We start from the raw sequence: 21,675 nt of genomic DNA, 5'->3' as shown, positions 1-21,675 counted from the left end.
ATGTTTGACTGCGTGTATCCCACACGCACGGGCCGCTTTGGCTACGCCTTGACTGATGATGGCCGTCTGAACCTGAATGCCAGTGCGCCGCGTCGGCAGCTGGTCCCGCTGGACCCCGAGTGCGACTGCTACGCCTGCCAGAACCACACCCGTGCCTACCTCGCCCATCTGGTTAAGGCCGAGGAGATGCTGGGGCCCCGCATGCTCTCGCTGCACAACCTGCGTTACCTCCACCGTCTGGTCGAGCGGGCGCGGAGTGCCATTGAGACCGGCACATTTGGCAGCTGGGCCACGACCTGGGCCGAGCGCTACTTCAAGGGGAAAGTGCCTGCCTGGTTTGCCGAGGCCCTGGCGACAGGCGGCCAACTGCCTGAACGTCCGGCACAAGTCTAAAAAGAGCGCCCTATACGCCTTCATCACTTGATCAGAAATAGGTCAAAGCGCGTAAAATGACGGTTTTATGGGGCTCTCAGGGTTGACCGGGTCTCTTTCATGCTTGTATCATCCGCCTGATCTGGCATTTCTGAACCGACAGGCGAAGAATGCCAGGTTGCGCGAAGGAACACAGGAAGCGGCGAACTACACCTGGGAGAGGAAACCCGGCAACTCGCCCCTGCGTCTACTTCAGAGCTGCGAGAAGGTGCTCCGACGCGCGACGACCTTTTGGGGGTTCATATGAAGAAAAGCCTGCTCGTTCTCACCGCTGCGCTGTCCTTCGGCGTTGCCGCCGCGCAGACCACTGCGCCCGCGAGCGCGCCCCAGGTGCCCGCACTGACCGACGTGCCCGCCGGTCACTGGGCCAAGGACGCCATCGACCGTCTGGTCAGCACCGGAATCATCCTGGGCTACCCCGACGGCACCTTCCGTGGCACGCAGAACCTGACCCGCTACGAAGCGGCCGTCATTATCGCCCGCCTGCTGGACCAGATGCGCCAGGGCCAAGTGCAGCCCGGCAGCATCGACCCCGAGACCCTGACGGCGCTGCAGAACGCCATTCAGGAACTCGCCGCCGATCTGGCCGCCCTGGGCGTGCGCGTCAGCGACCTGGAAGAGAACATGGTCAGCCGCGACGACTTCGCCCGCCTGGAAGAGCGCGTCGAGATGATCGCTGCTGCCAACGGCGATGCCGAAGCCCTGGCTGGCATCACCGCCCAGATTGAAGAGCTGAGCGCCCGCGCCGACGAGTACGACACCCTGCGTGCCGACGTCGACGACAACGCCAGCTCCATCGCCGCCCTGAACGACCTGACCGTGCTGCTGAACCAGGACATCCTGAACCTGCAGGACCGCGTCAGCGCCGTGGAAGCTGCCCAGGCCGATCTGGTGGCCCGCGCCGACTTCGACAACCTCGCTGGCCGCGTGGGCGTCGTGGAAACCCGCGTCAACAGCATCGACAACCGCGTGACCCAGCTGGAGCGCTTCGCCTTCAGCATCCAGCCCACGCTCAGCGCCACGTACTACGTGGCCCGCGCCACGCGCGACATGGACTTCGACCGTCTGATCCCTGGCACTGTGTTCTCCACGGGCACGGACGGCAATGCCACCACGCTGGACACAGCTGTGGACTACGCCGACCTCACGGGCGGCCGCGTTCTGGTGGGTAACGGTACTGTTGTGCCTCCCGTGACGACGCCGGCAACCCCCTTGAATCTGAATGACGTGACCCAGCAGAACACCGCTGCGGCTAACTTCTACGGCTTCTCCACGGCTGGCGGCCCTGTGCGTGTAGAGGGCAGCACCACCATTAGCTTCGGCATTACCTTCGGGACTGCTACTGGTCGTCTCGACACCACCAAGAGCGCCGTGAGCGGTGCCTTCGTTCCTGGGCCTGGCGGCCTGAACGTCAACAAGGTAGATGTCAGCTTCGGCGTTCGTGCGGGTCTGCCTACGGCTGATAGCCGCTACCCGGATGTCGTGCAGGACGGCACCACCTACCGCCCCCTGTTCTTCTACTTCAACAACGCAACTGCGAGCTTCACCGTGGGCAACGCGCCCATCACTGTGACGTTCGGCAAGAGCCTGAAGTTCAAGTTCGCGGACTACATCGGTGACAACGACGCCGTGGGCCGTGGCGACGGCTACATCGTGAACGTGGATGGCAGCACCCTGCCCGTCATCGGGGCCTTCAAGCCCACCATTACGGGTGTGTATGGCAGCCGTGGCGGCGCCAACGGCGACAGCCTGTACTACCGTGGCGTGCGGGCCACCATTACTCCCGTTGGCACGCTGAAGGCTGGCATTCATGTGCTGCAGGAAGGCCGTGGCGATGATTACACGGGCGCTGCAGACACGGCAGGTCGTGCTCTTGCTACGGGTTCTGCCGCCACCACAACGGCAGCTGCAGTGCCTGGTGTCACCAACACTGTTGTCAATGATGTCACCGCGTTCGGTGCAGATCTGCACGGAACGGTCGGTGGCTGGCAGCTGGACAGCGAATACGCGACCAGCCGCGTCTACGGAACCACCTACACCGCGAGCGCTACGGCGGGCGCTGCTCCCACTGTGACGACTGGCACGACGGTTCAGAACGCCTTCTATGCCAAGGCAGCTGGCGATCTGGGCCCCGTGAAGTTCTACACCATCAACTACCGTACCGTGAGCCCGGGTTACAACGCCACGGCGGGCATCATGGAAGCCGATCCCACCGGCACCAACAGCACGGCTCCTTACGGCGCAGGGCGCACTGGCTTCGGTGTGAAGGCCAAGGCCACCTTCGGCGCGGTGTCTGTGGGCGGTTACTTGGACAACAGCGTTGCCTACGGGCGTAGCCCCCTCGATACGGCCCGTGAACCCAGCGCGATCGTTGACCGTGGCATCGCCGCCAAGGTCAGCCTGCTCAACCTGGTGACCGTACGTGGTGGCTACTACGAGTACCTGTCCCCCTCGGGTGGCGCCACCCGTTACGCTGTGCGTGGCGACGTAACCCCAGGTCTTGGTTTCAGCGTTGGTGCTTTTTTCCGCAACGTCGGCAACACCAGTGGTCAGCGCATCAATGACGACGGTGGCCTGTTTGCTAAGAGCACGTCTTACAACAGCAACGAGTTTGGTCTTGCCACCAACGAGCTGGACACGGGCACCTGCGGCACGGCGACGAGCACCATCTGCTACAGCGAGTTCGGCGTAGAAGCCAAGCACGACGGCAAGGCCGCTGACGCGCTGGTCAAGAACCTTGACCTGACCCTGGGTTACAAGGCCCGTTACCGCAGCGCGACCAACGGCTACACCAACAACGTGGTGTACGGCAGCGCCGCTTACAACGCCAAGCTTGGCGTGGCGAACATCAACGTGGGCGCGGGTTTTGAAACCAGCACCTACGCGGACAGCGAGCGCAACGCTGCTGGCTCGACGCTGTCGAACCAGACCAGCTTTAACGGCACGGTCGATATCAAGACCGATACGCTGAACACCGTGTTCCGCCCCAGCTTCGAGGCGTACGCGAAGTTCTACAACCGCAGCTACGACTTCGGTACGAACGGCACTACGGGCGTGACCACGGCGCCTGACTTCACGGCCAGCGACGTGACCTACCGCGTGGGCGTGCGCCTGAACGAGTTCCTGCTGCCCAACACCAAGCTGGCTGTGTACTACGCGGGCTACCAGGGCACCAACCGGGCTTACCGTCCGTACGTGGGTGCGCTGAACAGCGACGGCAGTGCTGCGGCTGGTACGGCTGGTGCGACCATTGACCAGTACAACCTCAACCGTACGGTCACCCAGAACCTGGTCTACGTGGAAGGCAACTACTACGATCTGTCCTTCGGCTACGGCGTGAGCAACCTGCGCCTGCGTGAAGCGAACGGCGCAGCAGTGGCCGGCGCGGCAGACGCGCGTGGTCAGGTCTTCAAGATCAGCTACAAGGTCACCTTCTAAACCTCCTCTTCCTGAAGCCCCCGCCCTGTGCGGGGGTTTCTTGTGTTGATGGCTGGCCGCTCTGCCTGACCAGACCCGCTAGACTCCCCCCATGCTTGCTGTGTTCGGCCACCAGAACCCCGATACCGATGCCATTACTGCCGCGCTGGTTTACGCGCGCCTCTTGAGCCGTCAGGGCGTGGAGGCCCAGGCCTACCGTCTGGGAGAACTCAATTTTGAAACCGCGTTTGTGCTCCGTGAGGCAGGCATAGCGGCGCCGCCCCTGCTGGAGACCTTGCCTGCCGGCAGCCCGGTGGCTCTGGTGGACCACAACGAAAGCGCGCAGTCGCTGCCCAACCTGCACGACCTCACCGTGACCCGCGTGGTGGACCACCACAAGCTGGGCGACCTGACCACCACCCAGCCCGCCTACCTGCGCTTCGAGCCGGTGGGCTCGACTGGCACCCTGCTGCTCAAGCTGTTCCGGGAGGCGGGCCTGAGCGTGGAGCCGCTGGACGCCCGGCTGATGCTCAGCGCCGTCCTCAGTGACACCCTGCACTTCCGCAGCCCCACCACCACAGCCGAGGACCGTGACGCCGTGGCGTTCCTGGCCTCGGTGGCCGGCATCGGTGATGTGGAGGCCTACGCGCTGGCCATGTTCGCGGCCAAGAGCGATCTGGGCGACACCCCGGCCGAAACGCTGCTGCGTATGGATTACAAGGTGTTTCCGTTTGGTGAAGCCACTGCCCCGCAGCAGTGGGGGCTGGGCGTGATCGAAACCACGAACCCAGGCTACGTCTTCGGGCGTCAGAGCGAATTGCTGGAGGCGATGGACCGGTTGAAGGCCGAGGACAGCCTGAATGGCGTGCTGCTGAGCGTGGTGGACATTCTCAACGAGACCAACCGCACCCTGGTCCTCAGCGCCACCGAGGAGAAGGTGCTGCGGGAGGCCTTTGGGGTGGAGGCCCACGGCCACGTGGCCGATCTGGGCGCGCGCATCAGCCGTAAAAAGCAGATCGTGCCGGCACTGGAAACGTACTTTAGCCCCCAGGGCTAAGGCGATCAGACCGGACAGGGAGGCGGCCACGCCTGGCCCCTCCCTTTGCTCTTGCCCTTCTATGCTGAGGCCATGGCGTCTCACACGACATGGCCTCAGGAACTCGACTGGCTGTTCGCCCAGCAGCGCTTTGGCATTCACCCGGGCCTGAGGCGGGTGCAGGCCCTGCTGGGCCGACTGGGTGAGCCGCAGACGGCCTTTCAGACGGTGCTGGTCGGTGGGACCAACGGCAAGGGCTCGGTGGCTTCGGCTCTGGCGGCCATGCTGGGGGCGGGGGGCCTTCGCGCCGGGCTCTTTACCAGCCCGCATCTCACGCGCTTTACGGAGCGCTTTGTGGTGGCGGGTCAGGAACTCCCCGAAGCGCAGGTGGCCGCTGCGCTGGCCCGCGTGCGCCCCGCGGCCGAGGCCGAAGGCGCCAGTTTCTTCGAGATCGTGACTGCCCTGGGCGTTCTGTTGTTCGCCGAAGCTGGCGTGCAAGTGGCGGTGATGGAGGTGGGTCTGGGGGGGCGACTGGACGCCACCAACGCCCTGGAGCCGGCCCTCAGCGTGATTACCACCGTGGGGCTGGACCATACGGCCATCCTGGGTGACACCCCTCAGGCCATTGCTGCCGAGAAGGCGGGCATCCTGCGGCCTGGGCGCCCGGCCGTGACGGGCGTGAGCGCCGACCTGTTGCCCCTGCTGCGCGCCACGGGGGCAGACCTGTGGGCCCTGGACGCCGAAGCCCAGGCTCAGGTGACCGCGCAGGGGTGGGCGGGCTCCCAGATGCGGCTGCACAGCCCGGCCGGCGAGGTCACGTTCCAGACCCCGCTGCTGGGCGACCACGGCGCCCGCAATGCGGCGCTGGCCGCCCTGGCTGCCCAGCGTCTGGGTCTAAGCCCCCAGGCCATCGCGCATGGGGCGGCCACTACCCGCTGGCCCGGACGGCTGGAGGTGGTGCCCTGGCAGGGGCGGCGGGTACTGCTGGACGGGGCCCACAACCCAGACGGCGCCCGCGCCGTGGTGCAGGCGGTGCAGGCACTGGGCATGAATCACCTCCCCCTGGTCTTCGGCGCCTCGGAGGACAAGGATCTGGCGGGCGTGGCGGCGGCGCTAGCGCCCCTGGCCAGTCACGTCATCCTCACGCGGGCCGCGCTAAGCCCCCGGGCGGCGGACCCCGCTGGTCTGGCGGCGCTATTTCCTGGGGTGCCCCACACGGTCACCTCTTCACCGGCGGCCGCCCTGCAGGCCCTGGCCGCCCTGAACGCCGACCCCGCACTGGTCTGCGGCAGTCTCTATCTCCTGGGCGAGGTGCGGCCCCTGCTGCTGGGCGAGGTGGGCGAAGCGCGCGAACGCTGGCAATAGCAGGTAAGGGGGCCCGCCAGTAAGCCACATGGCGCAGCCGCCCGGGCGCGGCGGTAGGCTGAAGGCCATGACCATGAATGATCTGATGCGCCGTCTGGGGCAGGTCAGTGATCTGGAAGCCGCTGCCCGCCTGCTGTCCTGGGAGCAAGAGGTTTCTATGCCGCCCGAAGCCGCGCCCGGCCGGGGGCAGCAACTCGCCACCCTGGCCGCCCTGGGCCACGACCTCTTCACCGCTCCTGCCACTGGCGAGCTGCTGCAGGCCGCGCAGCCGGAAGGGGAGACCCAGGCGGCCGTGGTGCGCGTGGCCCAGCGGGACTACGACAAGGCGACCAAACTGCCCACCGCTTTCGTCGAGGAGCAGACCCGTGCCCAGAACGAGGCCCACCACGCGTGGCTGGACGCGCGCGCCAAGAGTGACTTTGCTCTGTTTGCCCCCCACCTGGAGCGCATGATCGAGCTCGCCCGGCGCCAGGCTGACCTGATGGGTTTTGAGGATCACCCCTACGACGCCCTGCTCGACGACTACGAGCCCGGCATGCGCGCCGCGCAGGTGCGCACCATCTTTGCCGATCTGCGCGCCCGCACCCTGCCCCTGCTGACCCGGCTGCGGCAGGCAGGTGACGCGGCCGACTACAGCGTCCTCACCCGCTCCTTTCCGGCCGAGGCACAGAAGGCCTTTGCGTGGCAGGTCGCTGGCGAGGCCTTTGGGCTGCGGAGTGACTTTGCCCGCCAGGACGAAAGCGCCCACCCCTTTCAGTCGAATTTCAGCCGCAGCGACATCCGCATTACCACCCGGATTGAGCCGTACTGGCCCGCCTGCTGCTTTGGCACGTGGCACGAGGCAGGGCACGCCATGTACGAGCGGGGGGTCTCGGCGCGCTGGGCGCGCACGCCCGTGTCCTCGGGCGCCAGCCTAGGTGTACACGAAAGCCAGTCGCGCATGTTCGAGAACCTGCTGGGGCGTAGCCTGCCGTTCTGGCAGCGTTACTTCCCGGCCCTGCAGACCGCAGCCCCCGAGGTCACGGCGGGTCTGGACCCGGAAGCCCTTTACCGCGCCGTCAACCGCGTGCAGCCCAGCCTGATCCGGGTGGAAGCCGACGAGGTGACCTATAACTTCCACATCATGCTGCGCTTTGAACTGGAACTGGCGCTGCTGGACGGCACGCTGGCGGTGCGCGACCTGCCCGAAGCCTGGAACGCCCGCATGCAGGCCGACCTGGGCCTGACGCCGCCAGACGACGCGCGGGGCGTGCTGCAGGACATCCACTGGTCCGCCGGGCTGATCGGCTACTTCCCCACCTACACGCTGGGCAACCTGCTGAGCGTGCAGCTGCTGGACGCTGCGCGCCGTACCCCCGAGGTGGCTGCTGGCGTAGACCGCGCCGAATATGGCCCCCTGCTGGCCTGGCTGGTCGAGCATGTGCACCAGCACGGCCGCAGCCTCACACCAAACGAACTGATCTTGCAGGCCACCGGGCAGCCCCTGAGCGCCGACGCCTACGTGGCCTACCTGCACCGCAAGTACGAAGCCATTTACGGCCTGAAGGAGACCGCTGGCGCTTAACGGTCCGCCTGCAGCAGAACAGCCGCCCCCTGGGTCTTCCGGGTGCGGCTGTTCTGCTGTGGTTTGTTGTGTGGCCCTTACACCGCCTGACGGCGCTCGGCGCGGGTGATCAGGTACGCGCGGGCCGAATTCAGCCACGTCTGGGCGAGATCGCTGCCGGGGTGCTGGCGCTCGCGCAGGGCGCTTACCCCCAACTGCAACTGCCGCTCTATGCGGCGCACGGCGCCCAGGCCGCCCTCGTTCTCGACCTCAATGAACGTATTCAGCAGGGTGGTGGGGTGGGCGTAGCCGACGCGGATGCTTTCGGCAATGGTGTCCAGAGCGCGCATGAAGGTACTCCTTCCCGCCCGGTGGGCGGCGAGGTCGAGAGGGGGCAAATCGCGGGGGTTGGCGTGGGGCCTTCTGCGACTCATGGTAGCAGGGGAGATCGTGAAGGGCAAGAAGGGTTAACCCTCATTCTGTATTGACCGTACCGGAAGGCGGTGTTACACTCCAACCAAGGCTGCCCTATTCTGCCCACAGGCAAACCTGATCTGGGCGACGACGGTAGCCCCAGGCGGCACGCGCCCCGGGGCATCACAAGACGCCCGGCGTGAGGCCACGCCGCAGCCAAGGAGGTGAAGAATGAAACTGCACGAACGACTCCGCGAACTGCGCAGCGAACGCGGGCTGCGGCTCAAGGACGTCGCCGAGACGGCCGGTATCAGCGTTCCGTATCTCAGCGATCTGGAGCGCGGCCGCACCAACCCCAGCCTGGAGACCCTTCAGACCCTGGCAGGGGCGTACGCCATCACGGTGCACGACCTGCTCGAAGGCGTCGAGTTCTACGGCGCGTCCACCGAAGGCGCCCTGCCCAAGGGCCTCGCTGATCTGGTCGCAGACCCCACCCTGGGACCACAGATCACGCCCGACTGGGTCCGCACGCTGTCCCGCATTGAACTGCGTGGCAAGCGCCCGCGCGACAAGCAGGACTGGTACGAGATCTACCTGCACCTGAAACGCATCCTGAACTGAGCCGCGCGCTCAGCCCCAATCCAGTTGGCCCCTGATCGGTTTTACGTCAGGGGCCAACTGCGTGTTGGTAAGAGGCGTGCTGTTCTCCCCGGGTTCAGCTTTCGGCCTCCGAAGATAGAGTGGCCCAGTGAAATCCAGTTCAGGTGCAGAGTGGGGGACAGAGGCCCTTTGAAAGGGCTGTTCTGCCGCCCCTCGAATCAGGCGGCTGTGGCTGGCACGCTGGCTGGCGCCGGATCGGTGCGGGTGAGCAGCAGTGTGCCGGCGCCCCAGGTGCCGCCGATCAGGGCCACCGCAAACGCCAGGGGCGGCAGGCTCAGGCTGGCGGCCACGGCGCTCAGGCCCATCATGGCGCCCACCATATCGGGCAGGGGCAGGCGCGCCCGGTAGGCCAGCGTGCGCCCAGCGTCATAGGCGCTGACGCTCAGGCCCACAGCGATCAGCAGCGCGGCCAGGGCAGCGGCAATGAGGGCCGGGCCCAGCAGGCCCACCAGGGCCAGTCCGCCAGCCGGGCCCAGCAGCGCGGCCAGGGCCAGCACGCCCAGGGCCAGGGTGCGCATGGGGGCGTGGCGCTGGCGCCGGGCCAGCAACGGCGCCAGCCCCGACACAAAGAGCAGCAGCAGCGCGCCTGCCGTCAGGGTCACGAACACCTGCGGCCACGCAGCGGCGCCCAGCCAGCCCAGCACCGGGCGAAAGGCCGAGGCCGTCATGGCGCTCAGGCCGGACGGCACCGGGGTCTGCAGCGCGGCCGTGTCGCCGGGGGCGCGGCCCATCAGGGCGTTCACGCGGCCCTGAACCTCGGCCCCGGGGGCGCGGCGCACGTCGCCCAGCAGGGCCACCACCTCGCCCTTCACCTGCGCCGAGTCCTGCAGCTGCACGCTGCCGCCCACCGCGATCACGTTGCCGTTCACCGGGCCGCTGACGACCACATCCTGCCCAAAGGTGACGGTGCCCCGCGTGGTGACCTCGTACAGGGCAGGCAGGGTGAGCACCGCGCTCAGGGCAAAGGCAGCGCCGCCCAGACGCTGCGCGGCCGGTCCAGGGCGCCACGTCACCAGCAGGCTGGTCAGGAGCAGCAGGGCCAGCCCGGCACCCGCCACGGGCGAGACCTGGGCCAACAGGGTCTGGAACACCAGCGCGCCCGCCGCCAGATTGGGCCACGCACTGGAGATCGCCAGCGCCATCAGGGCCGCGAGCAGCGACACCACCAGAAAGAGGGGCGCCGGGTTGCGCCGCCTGCCTATCAGCACCGCTGCCACGGGAAGAGGAGGGGACACGGGGGGCGCGACCGGGAGCGGCGCCGTTTCCTGGGCCACCCGCGCGGCCACCTGGGCCGCCACACTCTTTCTGGGCACCGGCGGGGCCGGTTGGGCCAATCTGGCCTGCCAGGCCACCTCGGCCGCAACGGGGGCTGCCACGCTGGGCACGGGCGGCGGCACAGTTCCCTGCACCTGCTGCCCCAGCGCCACCTCAGCGGCGACAGCGGCCGCCACACTGTGCGGGAGCCGGGGACGGGTGCCGTCCAACGTGGCCCCCAGGGTAATGTCCTGGGCCACGTGCGCGGCCACGCTGTGGGGCAGGGCCGGACGGCTCAATTGCCCCGCCAGCCGGACCTCCGCTGCCACCTGCGCCGCCACCGATACGGGGGGCACGGGAACGGCAACTTTCAGGTAGGCCTGCAGGGCAATGTCCTGCGCGACCTCTGTGGCCACGCTGCGGGGCAGCTGGGGGCGCCCGGCCACCAACGCGGCGACCTGTTGCAGCTGGGCGCGTTGCCGAACCACGTCCGGCTGGTCCAGCAGCGCCGCCAGCCGGGCCGCCTCGTCCGGGGTCAACTCACCGTCGGCTTCGCGGTGCAGCAGCAGCAGCCAGTCCGGCTCGCCCGCAGAATTGTGAGTCTCCACGCCCATACGTTTCCTCTACGGGGCCAACGCCCCATCCGTTCCCGCCCCGCCGCGTCCTGAAGCTACGAAACAGGGGGGGCCTGATACGGACCACTTTTGCCGCCGGTTTTGCTCAGCAAGCGCACCCCGGTGATCTCAATAGCCTTGCTGGCTGCCTTCAGCATGTCGTAGACGTTCAGGGCGGCCACCGTGACGGCGGTCAGGGCTTCCATCTCCACGCCGGTGGGCGCCGTGGTCCGCACCCGGGCCCACAGCCGCACGCCCTCGGGTTCCAGGGTGACCTGCACTTCGGCGCCGGTGACCGGAATGGGGTGGCACAGCAGCACCAGATCGGCCGTGCGCTTGCTGCCGGCGAGGCCAGCCAGCCGGGCCACCACCAGGGGGTCGCCCTTGGGGTTGGTCCCGGCCTCCAGGGCCGCGCGGGCCTCGAGCGGCAGGCGCACCCAGGCCTCGGCGGTGGCTTCCCGGGTGGAGGGCGCCTTGTCCGTCACGTCCACCATGTGGGGTTGCCCGTCCCGGAAGTGGGTGAGCTCACTCACTCCTCGGGCACCTTCAGGTCGGCCAGGGCGGCAAAGGGGTTTTGACGGGCGTGCAGTGAGCCTTCGGGGGTGCCCAGTTCATCGTCAATGGCTTCAACGGGGACCTGGGCGCTGTGCTCGCAGGGCCCTTCGTTCAGGTCGTGCCCGCAGACCTGGCACAGGCCCTTGCAGGCCTCGTCGTGCAGCACGCTCAGCGGGGCAGCCAGCAGCGCCGACTCGGCGAGGTACGCGCTCAGGTCCAGTTCCGGGGCGCCGAACACCAGCACCTCCTCGCCGGATTCGGCCTCTTCCAGAAAGGGCGTGTTCACGGAGGGCTCGTGGCGCATCAGGGTGCCCAGGCGCAACTCCAGCGGCACCTGCACGTCGCGCAGGCAGCGGGCACACTCCATGATCAGCACCGGCTCAAAGGATCCCTGGAGATACATCTCGTGGCCGCCCAGGGCGTTGACACTCACCTCGAACGGCGCAGGCTCGGCGAAGCGCAGCGTCTGCTGCGTGCCGCCCTGCTCGTAGTGGAGGTGATCAAGGGTGCCCTGCGCGCGGGCGTCGTCCGACGAGGAACGCAGCAGGGCCCCCAGGTGAATTCGAGGTGAATCGGTCATGCCCTCATGATAGGCCGAGGCGGCTGACAGAACCCTGAGCCTGTGAACGAAGTGGCGCAGGGGTGAAGGGGGCAGCCGTATGCAGGTGTCACACTAGTTCCACCACGCTGGCGTCGCTGATCGTGAGCTTGTGGGTGCGTGGCAGGGTACGGCCGCCGCGCACCTGGGCCCGCACGCCGATCAGGCAGTCCTGCAGGCGGGTGGAGACGTGCTCAATGACGGCGCCTTCGTCCACCACGCTGTGCTCCACCTCGGCGCCGCGCACCACGCTGCCCTTGCCGATGCTGGTAAAGGGGCCGATGTAGGCGTCTTCAATCACCACATCCTCGCCCAGCAGCACGGGCCCCACGATCTTGCTGCGTGTGACCCGGGCGCTGGCCGGCACCACCACATGACCGGTCAGTTGCGCGTCTTCTGTCACGCCCTGGATGTTGGCCTCAATGCGCTCCAGCAGCAGGCGGTTAGCGTCCAGCAGGTCAGCGGGACGCCCCGTGTCTTTCCACCAGCCTTGCACCGGTTGCCCGGTCACTGTGCGCCCGCGCTCAATGAGGCCCTGAATGCCGTCGGTGATCTCGTACTCCCCCCGCGCCGAGGGCGGCATGCCTTCCAGGACCTCGAACAGTTCCGGCGTGAAGCAGTACAGGCCGGCCACCGCGAGGTTGCTGGGGGGCACGGCCGGTTTTTCGACCAGGCGGGTGATCTGCTGCCCCTGCAACTCCGCCACCCCGAAGGCGGTGGGATTCTCCACTTCCACCAGGGCAATTAGGGCCGTGGGCCGCGTCTGCTGAAAGCGCTCAACAAAGGGCTGAGCCCCAAATTCAAAGAGGTTGTCCCCCAGGTACACGCAGAAGTCGTCCTGTCCCACCCACTCGCGGGCGGTGAGCACCGCGTGGCCCAGCCCCAGTTGCTCGTGCTGGTTGATCAGGGTCAGCTGAACGCCCTGAAGGTCTTCCACCGCATGCTGAATCTCATCGCGCGTGATGTCTGACACCACGATGCCGATTTCGGTGATGCCCGCCTGCCGCAGCGTGCCGATGGCGTGGCAGATGATGGGATAGCCGGCCACGCGCAGCACGGGCTTAGGGCGGGTGTAGGTGAGGGGACGCAAGCGGGTGCCCAGGCCTGCAGCGGGGATGATGGCTTTCATTGAGGACAGGCTAAGGTATTTATTGATTCCTGCGTAAGTGAGTCACGACTGAGATTCATGCAGGAGGCGCCGTGGAAGCTCCGCCGCACGCACTTTCCGCCACGCCACTGGCAATCGGGCCTTCAACATCTGAAGATCTGACGGACAGAAGTTCGCCAGGACATGCTGCTTCACATAGGCCCACACCGGCTCAATGGGATTGAGTTCAGGTGCGTAGAGCGGGAAGTACACCACCGCCAACCGAGGTTCGTCTTATGAATGCGGGCGTTATCGAGGAGCACCGTCATCGATCCAGACACGTGCCGCAACAGATGGGTCAGAAACGCCAGGACGTGCGCGCCCTTGATCGACGCTGGGTGCGTGTGTTGCAGAAACTGCCCCGTTGTGGCGATCGCCCCAATGGTCGACACTCTGTCCCAGCAGTGTGTGGACACTAACACGGGTGTCTGCCCACAGGGGGCCCAGGTGCGGGTCACGGTGGGCTTCAAGCTGAAGCCCACCTCATCAATGAAGACGAATGTCTCTCCGGCCTCGACCTTTTTTTCCAACTCGGGCACCATGGTCTCCATCTAAGTGACGAGCGCGTCCTGATCCTGTTCTCGTGCCCGTCTCATCGGTCTCTGTGGTGTGAACCCCCACTGCCGTAAGAGTCGACTGAGGTGATCGACGTCGTACCACACATCGTAGGTCAGGCCGATCAACTCGCGCACCTTCGGGCACGTCCAGCGGGCATTTGGGGCGTGCGCGGGGCCCGGCTCCGCGCTGAGGCGCGTCATGATCTGGGCGACCTGCGCGTCCGTCAGTCGTGGCGTGCGACCTGGCGCGATTGTGGCTTCGAGAGAGCCATGCGTGCGCAGGCGTTGATGCCATGGTCGTACAGCACTGCTACTGACGCCGCACCGTTCGGCGATCTGGGTGGAGCTCAACGTCCCTGCGCGGAGATATGGTTCAGCGAACAGTCGCCGTTCTTCCATCTGCTCACGGGTCCACCGGGTGGGTTGCCAGGCCGGCGGCATGCCATCAGCCTACCCCTCTCGTTACCCTCCAACGCATGAATCAATAATGCTGGCTCATCCTGGGTTTCGGGGAACTGAGGTCAGAAGTAGGCTCGACATCGGCTCCAACAGTGAAAACCCGCGAAGGTAGACGTTATGTATGGCTTGAAAGAAGGCCAAGTAGAGCGGCAATCAGCGGTGTGAAAGACCCCTATGACGTAGCCACGAGCGGAGTACTCAGGAGTTGCACCTGCATAACGACGGAAGAGCGCTCCCAGCCGAGAGAATCTGGGCGTGTCGAAGTCTCAAATTCTGGGGGAGCGCGTCCGCATGCTGGCAGACGAGTTCCTGGCCATCTTCACCACGTCCTAACCAACAGCGCAGCCTGCGGGCTGCGCTGTTCATGGTCTTGGACACCGCGACAAAAACCGCACTCTACCGAGCTGAACTGGTCAGTAAGAGTGAGCTGAGTCGGCTCCTGAACGAATACCCCTGGGATACGGCCCAGGGCTGGACCATCCTGCACCGTGCCCAGTGGGATGCACTGCACCTGGCCGCCAGACGAAAACATCGTCCCCGCCTCCGGCTGAACGTCAACCTGACCAGCATCGAAAAGAAGGGCAGCACGCTGCCCTTTGTGCGCGTCTACAACAACGTCCACGGCATCCACCTCATCGTGCGCTTTGCCCAGTACGGCGCGGTGAAGTTCCCGGTGGGCGACCGAGTGTATAAGGGCAAAGGAACAACGACGCCGGTGACCCTGGCCCGCGAGCTGCTGCGCACGGTGCCGGACGCCATCCGGCGGCGATTCCGTATCCGCGTGCTGGCCGACAGCGGCTTCGAAGCCGCTGTCTTCCTGGATGAGGTGTGGCACCTGGGCTTCGAATTCGTGGTGGGCGTCCGGTCAACCCGGCAGACCATGCATCCTGGGGGCGCCACGGTGGCCGACTGTCCGCATGGCGGATACGTCGAGTTGAAGAACTGGCCCCATGGCACCCTGGTGCTGGGTCGTGTCGACCGGGGAGACCGGACATTTCACGCGGTCTCGTCAGCGCTGATGGCGGGCGACGAGGTGATCGCTGAGGGCAAGGCGCGGTGGAATGAGGAGTCTTTTTTAAAGAGGGCAAACAGCAGTTCGCAGGGCGCACTGCTGTGGGACTGGACCGTTGGGTCCGCCTGGTCTTCCTCGCGTGGACGCTGGCGATCCTGCACTGAGAGACCGGCATGACCCTAGAGGCGTGTGCCGTGCTGGCTCTGGTGACGGTACTGCCACAGGTGTACCTGAAGCGGCTACTCTGGATCTTCAGTAAAACGCAGAATTCCTCGGCCAGCACGGGTATTCACTACGCTGTGTAAGGTGCAGCTTCTGAGATCTACGCCATGCCGACACATCCTCAAGTCGTTATAGTGGCGCTGATGAGCGCTGTTCATTACGGCAAGAGGTCAGGAGGGGACCAGCCCCCCATGTTCGTGAGGGTTGGGTCAGCGCGCTGGAGAATGGGCGCTCCATGATTTCGGCTGATCGAACAAGTGAGAACGAGATTGATCTCGCCATGCTCTGGCGTGGTTTGTGCCGCAGAATATATCGAGAAATCCCCTTGAACGTCGGCTATTTGACGATCTCCTATGCTCTGTCTCTGGAGTTCAGGTGTACGGCAATGTCGAGGAAGCTGCGGCATTCATTGCAGCTTCCTAGCTGATGGTCTTTGCAATCATGAAACCACATCAAGGTCGAGCCATCATGGAGGCTGGCCGAAACTCCAAAGTAGTGGTGGCTACGAATTTTAAAGCGCTGCGGGAGGATTTAATTCATGACCACAACGGCCTGATGTTCCGGAACGGAAAAGTCACTGAATTGGCCAGCGCGCTCGAGCAAATGCTGACTGATGCAGACCGTCTTCAACGAATGGGCGAAGCCAACCGAAACATGTACGAGGCTTTACACACTCGTGAAAATGTATACGTCCTGCTCAACTATCTGTCGAACGGAGAAGTCAAGTGAATGGCAACAAGGTTCTATTTTTTGGAAGCCTAGTGCCTGACGATGGCCGGTATATTTCCAGGGCGTTTTCCAGAGCTGGCAACACTGCTCAGGTGGGCTTCCTGACGGCGCTCGGTCAGGCGGGCTATCCAGCCGTGGAGGTTCTGAGCTTTCAACCCAGGTCAGTCACCGAAGTGCGGGCTGGCTTAGTCGTTCCCGGTGGACACCTGTCCTATGAGGGAACCAAGCTCCGTCTCCTGTCGTACGTCAACTTGCCTGTGTTCAAGACACTGACCCTCATATGGGCATTTCTTTTTCACGGGTTTGTCGCCGTATTTAAGCACCGACCCACCTTCATAATAACTTACAATTTTAGTCTGTTCCTATCGGTTCCAGCTCGAATTGTTTCCAGAATGCTTAAAATCCCTTATGTTCCAATCATCTATGACATGGACATCCCTGGAGAGACTGTGTCCAAAAATTTGTACAGGCAGCTTGACTTTGTTTATGCGAAAAGACGGCTGGACGCGTCGGATGGGGTCATCGTGATCTCAGAGCGGATAGCCAATGATTTTTTGAACCGAGCTCCATACATTCTGATCGAGGGTGGTGTTGCTGAAATTGGAAGCCCCTCTCCGAGAACGTCGCGCGGAGGGCCATTTCTAATCTTCTTCGCGGGAGCCCTCGAGGAATACAACGGCGTGGACGTCATGCTGGCAGCCGTGAATCTCCTGAAGGATATGGATTACAAGTTCGTGATTGCTGGATCAGGACAGTTGAAAGACCTGGTTGTCCGTCACGCGCAGGAAAATCCAAACATCGAGTTCCTGGGATTTGTATCAGGCGATGTGGTTCGCGCGTACTTGCAGCAGGCACACGTGCTGATCAACCACCGCAGTTACGACCGGATCAGCAGTCCATATGTTTTCCCTTCAAAGCTGATCGAGTACATGGCGTCTGGGTTGCCGACCATCTCTACCCGGTTCGAAGGTCTTCCCTCTGACTACGAGCGGTATTTGGTGTTGCTGGATGACGAGACGCCTGAAGCCTTGGCCCGTGCGCTGAGCTACGTAGCAGAGCATGATGACGAGGCCCAGGCTCTAGGACTGGGAGCGCAACAGTTTGTGTCGAAGCATAAGACATGGCAAGCGCACGGAAGGATGTTGGGCGCATTCTTGGACCGAGTTGTTCAGAGGAACAGGAGCGGTGGGCGTGCTCCCTGATCCGGCCGTTCATTCAAAACCGCAGACTTATGAGGTCCTGATCATCATCGATCACTACCTTCCAGGTAGGCTTGCAGGTGGTCCAGTGACCACCATCGCCAATCTCGCCCACCGGTTGGGAAACCAATTAAAGCTTTTAATTGTCACCCGCAACTATGATCTGGATGGGTCACACTACTCCCAGAAGATTCCAGGCAAGGTTTATTCTTTAGGTGGAGCAGACATAATCTACCTTACCCAAGAGCAGTTTGGCCCCCAAGCTTTTGCGAGTCTTTTGCGCAGGCACAGTATCCCTACTCTTTACCTTAACAGCTTCTTTTCGCCGTCAACTATAAAGGTTTTGATTTGGAACCGACTAAGGCCCTTTGGCGTGCGAATTGTACTGGCTCCCAGAGGCGAGTTCTCCGTTGGCGCGCTCTCCCTCAAGGCAAGCAAGAAACAAGCTTATCTGGCTGCCTTTCATAAATTCAGGCTTTGGAGAGATGTGACGAGCTTTCAAGCTTCAACCATTGTGGAACAGCGAGACATATGGCGCATATTGGGGCCAGTTCCGGTTCAGGTCGCAACTGACCTTGCTCCTGTTGTGCAGGAGATACAGAGGCGGGTAAAAGAGGGCCGGGGCCGGGTCATATTCCTCTCTCGTATCTCTCCAAAGAAAAATCTTACATACGCGCTTGAAATCGTTAAGCAGGTTAAAGTCCCTCTCGATTTCCATATCTATGGCTCTTTAGAGGATCAGAGTTACTGGGAAAGATGTCAAGAAGCCATGGCAGATTTACCAGAACAATTGCGGGTCGAGTACCGAGGCATCGTCGAACATGAGCGGGTCAGAGAGGTTTTCAGCAGTTATGACGCATTCCTATTCCCAACTCTTGGTGAGAACTATGGGCACGTGGTTTGGGAGGCGCTAGCTGCTGGCTGCCCAGTGGTCGTGAGTGATCAGACCCCTTGGCAAGATTTCAGGAACGCAGGCGTCGGTGACGTATTGCCTCTATCGGCACGGCAGGCTTTTGCTGACACAGTAGCCGCTTTGATACAGGAGCCGGTTCCCATGAAGCTTGAGCGTGCTGCGCGGTGTATGGCTTATGCGGAGCGGGTCGCGGGAGACAAACACGCTTTGGAAGAAAATCTCGCTCTATTTCGGCCAGCTCAAGCGCCAATGGATGAGCAGGAGGCATGACACGATGCAAAATCTGAGCGGCAAGACCGTCCTTATTACCGGCGGCACTGGATCTTTCGGCAACGAGTTGCTGCAACTGATCAAGGACAGCGATGTCAAGGAAATCCGGGTCTTCAGCCGCGACGAGCTGAAGCAGGAGCACATGCGCGTGCGAATGAAAAACCCCAAGGTGAAGTTCTATATTGGGGACATCCGCGACCGCGCCTCAGTGGATCAGGCTATGGAGGGCGTTGACCTGGCCTTTCACGCGGCGGCTCTCAAGCAGGTACCCAGTTGCGAATTCTTCCCCATGCAGGCGGTCATGACCAACGTGGTCGGGTCGCACAACGTGGTCGAGTCGGCCATCGCGCACGGGGTGGGCTCGCTGGTGTGCCTCAGCACCGACAAGGCGGTGCAACCGGTCAACGCCATGGGCATGAGCAAGGGCCTGATGGAAAAAGTCGCCACTGCCGCTGCCCGCCGGTTGGTGGGGGTCGAGGGCGCGACCACGATTTCCAGTGTGCGCTACGGCAACGTGATGTATTCACGCGGCTCGGTGATCCCGCTCTTCATCGAGCAGATCAAGGCCGGAAAGCCGCTCACCGTCACCGACCCCAACATGACCCGCTTTCTGCTGTCGCTGCGCAGCGCCATTGACCTGGTGCTGTTCGCCTTCGAGCATGCCGAGCAGGGAGACATCTTTGTGCGCAAGGCCCCGGCCTGCACTGTGGCCGATCTGGCGCAGGCGCTGGTGAACCTGTTCGAGGCTGACGTGCCGGTGGACATCATCGGAACCCGGCACGCTGAGAAGTTGTTCGAGGTGCTGGCGACCGCCGGAGAGATTGCCCAGAGTGAGGACATGGGCGAGTACCTGCGGGTCCGCATGGACGTGCGCGACCTGAACTACGCCAAGTACTTCACCGAGGGCAACCAGGAGGAGATTTTTCTGGAGGACTACCACTCGCATAACACCGAACGCCTGAACATTGAGCAGGTGCAGGAACTGCTGCTGACCCTGCCCGCCCTGCGGGAGGAGCTGGCTGCCTGGAGAGCGCGGTGAGGGTCGCCGTCACCGGCGCACGCGGCATGCTGGGCACCCACCTGCGGGCTTACCTGCGTGGCTTTGATGACGTGGAAGTCGTGCCGGTTGGCCGTGAGGACTTCGCGGATGACCTGAACGGGGCGTTGCGTGGCTGCGACGTAGTCTTTCACCTCGCCGGGATGAACCGGGGGGACGAGCAAGAGGTCGCCCGCACCAACGTGGCGCTGACCGAGCAGCTGATCAGCGCCCTCGAGGAAATGGGCAGCCGGGCGCATGTTCTCTTTTCCTCGTCCACCCACGTCGAGCGCGACACCCCCTATGGGCAGTCCAAGCGCCGGTCGGCCGAATTGCTGGGGGCATGGGCCGGGCGCAGCGGGGGTCGATTCACCAACGTGATCCTGCCCGGCGTGTTCGGGGAGGGCGGCAAGCCCTTTTACAACTCGGTGGTGGCGACCTTCTGCCACCAGCTCGCGCACGGCGAAGAACCCACCGCCAATGACAGCGAGACCGAACAGATTCACGCCCAGGAAGTCTCGCGGCGGCTGTGGCGCCTGATGCGGGAAGGAGAGACCGGCACTGTGCGGGTCGAGGGGTACAGGCTCACCGTGCGCGACCTGCTGACCACCTTGCAGGAGATGCGGGAGACCTACGCCGGGCACATCATCCCCGACATCAGCGCTCCCTTTCGGCGCGACCTGTTCAACATGTACCGCTCCTTTCTTTACCCGGCGCACTACCCGGTCCCGCTGACGCTGCACACCGACCCGCGCGGCAGCCTGTTCGAGGCGATCAAGAGTCCCAGCGGTGGCCAGGCGTTCATGTCCACCACTCACCCCGGTATCACCCGGGGCAATCACTTTCATACGCGCAAAGTCGAGCGCTTTCTGGTCTCGGGCGGAGAGGCCGAGATCCGGCTGCGGCACATCTTTGGGCACGAGGTGCACACCTACCGGGTGTCGGGTGAGCAGCCTTCCTACGTGGACATTCCCACGCTGCATACCCACAACATCACCAACGTGGGCGAGGGCACCCTGCTGACCCTCTTCTGGACCAACGAGCTGTTCGACCCCAATGACCCTGATCAGGTCCCCGAACTGGTGGAGCCACAATGATTGCCGAAAAGAAACTGAAAGTGATGACCGTGGTGGGCACCCGCCCGGAAATCATCCGCTTATCAAGGGTGATGGCCCGGCTGGACGATTACACCGATCACGTCATCGTGCATACCGGTCAGAACTACGACTACGAGCTGAACGAGATCTTCTTTCACGACCTCAGCGTGCGGAAGCCCGACCACTTCCTGAACGCGGCCACGGGAACCGCCGCCGAAACCATCGGTCACATTCTGATCAAGGTGGACGCGGTGCTGGAGCGCGAGCAGCCCGACGCGGTGCTGATCCTGGGCGACACCAATTCGTGCCTGTCAGCGATTCCGGCCAAGCGGCGCAAGATCCCGATCTTCCACATGGAGGCCGGGAACCGCTGCTTCGACCAGCGGGTGCCAGAGGAGACCAACCGCCGGATCGTGGACCACACCGCCGACATCAACCTGACTTACAGCGATATCGCCCGCGAGTACCTGCTGCGCGAGGGGCTGCTGCCCGACCGCATCATCAAGACGGGCAGCCCGATGTTCGAGGTACTGACCCATTACCGCCCGCAGATCGACGCCTCGAACGTACTGGCACGGCTAGGCCTGACGGCAGGCGAGTATTTCGTGGTGAGTGCGCACCGCGAGGAAAACATCGACTCGGACCGCAACCTGGCCGGGCTGGTGGAGTCGTTGAACCGGGTGGCCGAGCGGTACGGCCAGCGGGTGATTGTCTCCACCCACCCGCGCACCCAGAAGCGTATCGACGCGACCGGGGCGCAGTTTCATCCGCTCGTAGAACTCCTGAAGCCCCTGGGCTTCCACGACTACAACCACCTGCAACTCCACGCCCGTGCAGTGCTGTCGGACTCCGGTACCATCAGCGAGGAGTCGAGCATCCTGAACTTTCCGGCGCTGAACATCCGCGAGGCGCACGAGCGCCCCGAAGCGATGGAGGAAGCCAGCGTAATGATGGTCGGCCTTTCGCCTGAGCGCATCATGCAGGGCCTACGGGTGCTGGAGGATCAGCCGCGTGGCGAGGCGCGTTCGCTGCGTCCGGTGGCGGACTATTCGATGCCGAACGTGTCAGACAAGGTGCTGCGCATCATCCTGGGGTACACAGATTACGTGAACCGGGTGGTGTGGCGAAAAGTTCTAGGCTAGCCTG

Annotated in this window: 17 protein-coding genes and 2 pseudogenes (1 of these 19 only partly in view); 13 read left to right on the top strand and 6 right to left on the bottom strand. The window is 63.9% G+C overall.

Going from position 1 to position 21,675, the window contains the following annotated elements; translation table 11 throughout:
• From tgt to KMW22_RS10775, 5 genes are all read left to right on the top strand, one after another.
• Positions 1-393 carry the end of a tRNA guanosine(34) transglycosylase Tgt gene (gene tgt / locus KMW22_RS10795; RefSeq protein ID WP_221090051.1) on the top strand. 780 nt of this gene lie to the left of the window's left edge, so 393 of the gene's 1,173 nt are visible here — the last part of the coding sequence; the start codon falls outside the window, past its left edge; its stop codon occupies positions 391-393.
• A gap of 282 nt (positions 394-675) precedes the next feature.
• Positions 676-3,870, top strand: a complete 3,195-nt coding sequence (locus KMW22_RS10790; protein WP_221090050.1) for an S-layer homology domain-containing protein — start codon at positions 676-678, stop codon at positions 3,868-3,870.
• A 91-nt stretch (positions 3,871-3,961) separates the two neighbouring features.
• Entirely contained in the window at positions 3,962-4,906 is a 945-nt protein-coding gene (locus KMW22_RS10785; RefSeq protein WP_221090049.1) for a manganese-dependent inorganic pyrophosphatase, read from the top strand.
• Between the two features lie 72 nt (positions 4,907-4,978).
• Positions 4,979-6,250: a bifunctional folylpolyglutamate synthase/dihydrofolate synthase gene (locus KMW22_RS10780; RefSeq protein WP_221090048.1), complete on the top strand. Its 1,272-nt coding sequence runs from the start codon at positions 4,979-4,981 to the stop codon at positions 6,248-6,250.
• A gap of 67 nt (positions 6,251-6,317) precedes the next feature.
• On the top strand, positions 6,318-7,814 hold the full coding sequence (locus KMW22_RS10775) for a carboxypeptidase M32 (RefSeq protein WP_221090047.1): 1,497 nt from the start codon (positions 6,318-6,320) through the stop codon (positions 7,812-7,814).
• 77 nt (positions 7,815-7,891) lie between these two features.
• On the opposite strand, the gene KMW22_RS10770 is transcribed toward KMW22_RS10775, so the two are convergent.
• Positions 7,892-8,143, bottom strand: a complete 252-nt coding sequence (locus KMW22_RS10770; protein ID WP_221090046.1) for a hypothetical protein — start codon at positions 8,141-8,143, stop codon at positions 7,892-7,894.
• Between the two features lie 295 nt (positions 8,144-8,438).
• Between KMW22_RS10770 and KMW22_RS10765 the strand changes: the two genes are divergently transcribed.
• Positions 8,439-8,828, top strand: a complete 390-nt coding sequence (locus KMW22_RS10765; protein WP_046843586.1) for a helix-turn-helix domain-containing protein — start codon at positions 8,439-8,441, stop codon at positions 8,826-8,828.
• A 197-nt stretch (positions 8,829-9,025) separates the two neighbouring features.
• On the opposite strand, the gene KMW22_RS10760 is transcribed toward KMW22_RS10765, so the two are convergent.
• From KMW22_RS10760 to KMW22_RS10740, 5 genes and pseudogenes are all read right to left on the bottom strand, one after another.
• On the bottom strand, positions 9,026-10,735 hold the full coding sequence (locus KMW22_RS10760) for a bactofilin family protein (protein WP_221090045.1): 1,710 nt from the start codon (positions 10,733-10,735) through the stop codon (positions 9,026-9,028).
• 56 nt (positions 10,736-10,791) lie between these two features.
• A complete protein-coding gene (gene moaC, locus KMW22_RS10755; RefSeq protein WP_407928438.1) occupies positions 10,792-11,268 on the bottom strand; it encodes a cyclic pyranopterin monophosphate synthase MoaC in 477 nt (158 codons plus the stop codon).
• The gene (locus KMW22_RS10750) at positions 11,265-11,870 is read right to left on the bottom strand and encodes a DUF177 domain-containing protein (protein WP_221090044.1); all 606 of its coding nucleotides are present in this window, start codon (positions 11,868-11,870) and stop codon (positions 11,265-11,267) included. The genes moaC and KMW22_RS10750 overlap by 4 nt, the downstream gene beginning before the upstream one ends.
• Positions 11,871-11,958: 88 nt before the next feature.
• On the bottom strand, positions 11,959-13,017 hold the full coding sequence (locus KMW22_RS10745) for a glucose-1-phosphate thymidylyltransferase (protein WP_221090043.1): 1,059 nt from the start codon (positions 13,015-13,017) through the stop codon (positions 11,959-11,961).
• A gap of 42 nt (positions 13,018-13,059) precedes the next feature.
• Positions 13,060-14,033 (bottom strand): annotated as a pseudogene (locus KMW22_RS10740) (IS630 family transposase).
• Between the two features lie 273 nt (positions 14,034-14,306).
• On the opposite strand from KMW22_RS10740, the pseudogene KMW22_RS10735 reads away from it, so the two are divergent.
• The 7 genes and pseudogenes from KMW22_RS10735 (at position 14,307) to wecB (ending at position 21,671) form a co-directional block, all read left to right on the top strand.
• Positions 14,307-15,382 (top strand): annotated as a pseudogene (locus tag KMW22_RS10735) (transposase).
• 329 nt (positions 15,383-15,711) lie between these two features.
• Positions 15,712-16,014, top strand: coding sequence for a glycosyltransferase (locus KMW22_RS10730; RefSeq protein ID WP_221090042.1), 303 nt, complete (start codon positions 15,712-15,714; stop codon positions 16,012-16,014).
• On the top strand, positions 16,011-17,216 hold the full coding sequence (locus tag KMW22_RS19665; RefSeq protein WP_221090041.1) for a glycosyltransferase: 1,206 nt from the start codon (positions 16,011-16,013) through the stop codon (positions 17,214-17,216). The genes KMW22_RS10730 and KMW22_RS19665 overlap by 4 nt, the downstream gene beginning before the upstream one ends.
• Positions 17,206-18,396 (top strand): glycosyltransferase, encoded by a 1,191-nt coding sequence (locus tag KMW22_RS19660; protein ID WP_221090040.1) that lies wholly within the window; start codon positions 17,206-17,208, stop codon positions 18,394-18,396. Before KMW22_RS19665 ends, KMW22_RS19660 begins: the two co-directional genes overlap by 11 nt.
• A 4-nt stretch (positions 18,397-18,400) precedes the next feature.
• Complete coding sequence (locus tag KMW22_RS10715; RefSeq protein WP_221090039.1) at positions 18,401-19,435, top strand: polysaccharide biosynthesis protein; 1,035 nt, start codon at positions 18,401-18,403, stop codon at positions 19,433-19,435.
• Positions 19,432-20,529: a polysaccharide biosynthesis C-terminal domain-containing protein gene (locus tag KMW22_RS10710; protein ID WP_221090038.1), complete on the top strand. Its 1,098-nt coding sequence runs from the start codon at positions 19,432-19,434 to the stop codon at positions 20,527-20,529. The genes KMW22_RS10715 and KMW22_RS10710 overlap by 4 nt, the downstream gene beginning before the upstream one ends.
• On the top strand, positions 20,526-21,671 hold the full coding sequence (wecB, locus tag KMW22_RS10705; protein ID WP_221090037.1) for a non-hydrolyzing UDP-N-acetylglucosamine 2-epimerase: 1,146 nt from the start codon (positions 20,526-20,528) through the stop codon (positions 21,669-21,671). The genes KMW22_RS10710 and wecB overlap by 4 nt, the downstream gene beginning before the upstream one ends.
• Positions 21,672-21,675 lie beyond the last annotated feature (4 nt).

Source organism: Deinococcus aquaedulcis, assembly GCF_019693445.1.
In the GTDB taxonomy this organism is placed as follows: domain Bacteria; phylum Deinococcota; class Deinococci; order Deinococcales; family Deinococcaceae; genus Deinococcus; species Deinococcus aquaedulcis.
The sequence above is the reverse complement of the archived record's forward strand: the minus strand, read 5'-3'. Positions and strand labels throughout refer to the sequence as shown.

Excerpts from the sequence above, each read along its gene's own strand:
- KMW22_RS10785 (WP_221090049.1), top strand. The coding sequence starts at position 3,962 with ATGCTTGCTGTGTTCGGCCACCAGAACCCCGATACCGATGCCATTACT.
- wecB (WP_221090037.1), top strand. The coding sequence starts at position 20,526 with ATGATTGCCGAAAAGAAACTGAAAGTGATGACCGTGGTGGGCACCCGC.
- KMW22_RS10745 (WP_221090043.1), bottom strand. The coding sequence starts at position 13,017 with ATGAAAGCCATCATCCCCGCTGCAGGCCTGGGCACCCGCTTGCGTCCC.
- KMW22_RS10765 (WP_046843586.1), top strand. The coding sequence starts at position 8,439 with ATGAAACTGCACGAACGACTCCGCGAACTGCGCAGCGAACGCGGGCTG.
- KMW22_RS10790 (WP_221090050.1), top strand. The coding sequence starts at position 676 with ATGAAGAAAAGCCTGCTCGTTCTCACCGCTGCGCTGTCCTTCGGCGTT.
- KMW22_RS10715 (WP_221090039.1), top strand. The coding sequence starts at position 18,401 with ATGCAAAATCTGAGCGGCAAGACCGTCCTTATTACCGGCGGCACTGGA.
- KMW22_RS10780 (WP_221090048.1), top strand. The coding sequence starts at position 4,979 with ATGGCGTCTCACACGACATGGCCTCAGGAACTCGACTGGCTGTTCGCC.
- KMW22_RS10770 (WP_221090046.1), bottom strand. The coding sequence starts at position 8,143 with ATGCGCGCTCTGGACACCATTGCCGAAAGCATCCGCGTCGGCTACGCC.
- KMW22_RS10775 (WP_221090047.1), top strand. The coding sequence starts at position 6,318 with ATGACCATGAATGATCTGATGCGCCGTCTGGGGCAGGTCAGTGATCTG.
- KMW22_RS10750 (WP_221090044.1), bottom strand. The coding sequence starts at position 11,870 with ATGACCGATTCACCTCGAATTCACCTGGGGGCCCTGCTGCGTTCCTCG.
- KMW22_RS10760 (WP_221090045.1), bottom strand. The coding sequence starts at position 10,735 with ATGGGCGTGGAGACTCACAATTCTGCGGGCGAGCCGGACTGGCTGCTG.
- KMW22_RS10730 (WP_221090042.1), top strand. The coding sequence starts at position 15,712 with ATGGTCTTTGCAATCATGAAACCACATCAAGGTCGAGCCATCATGGAG.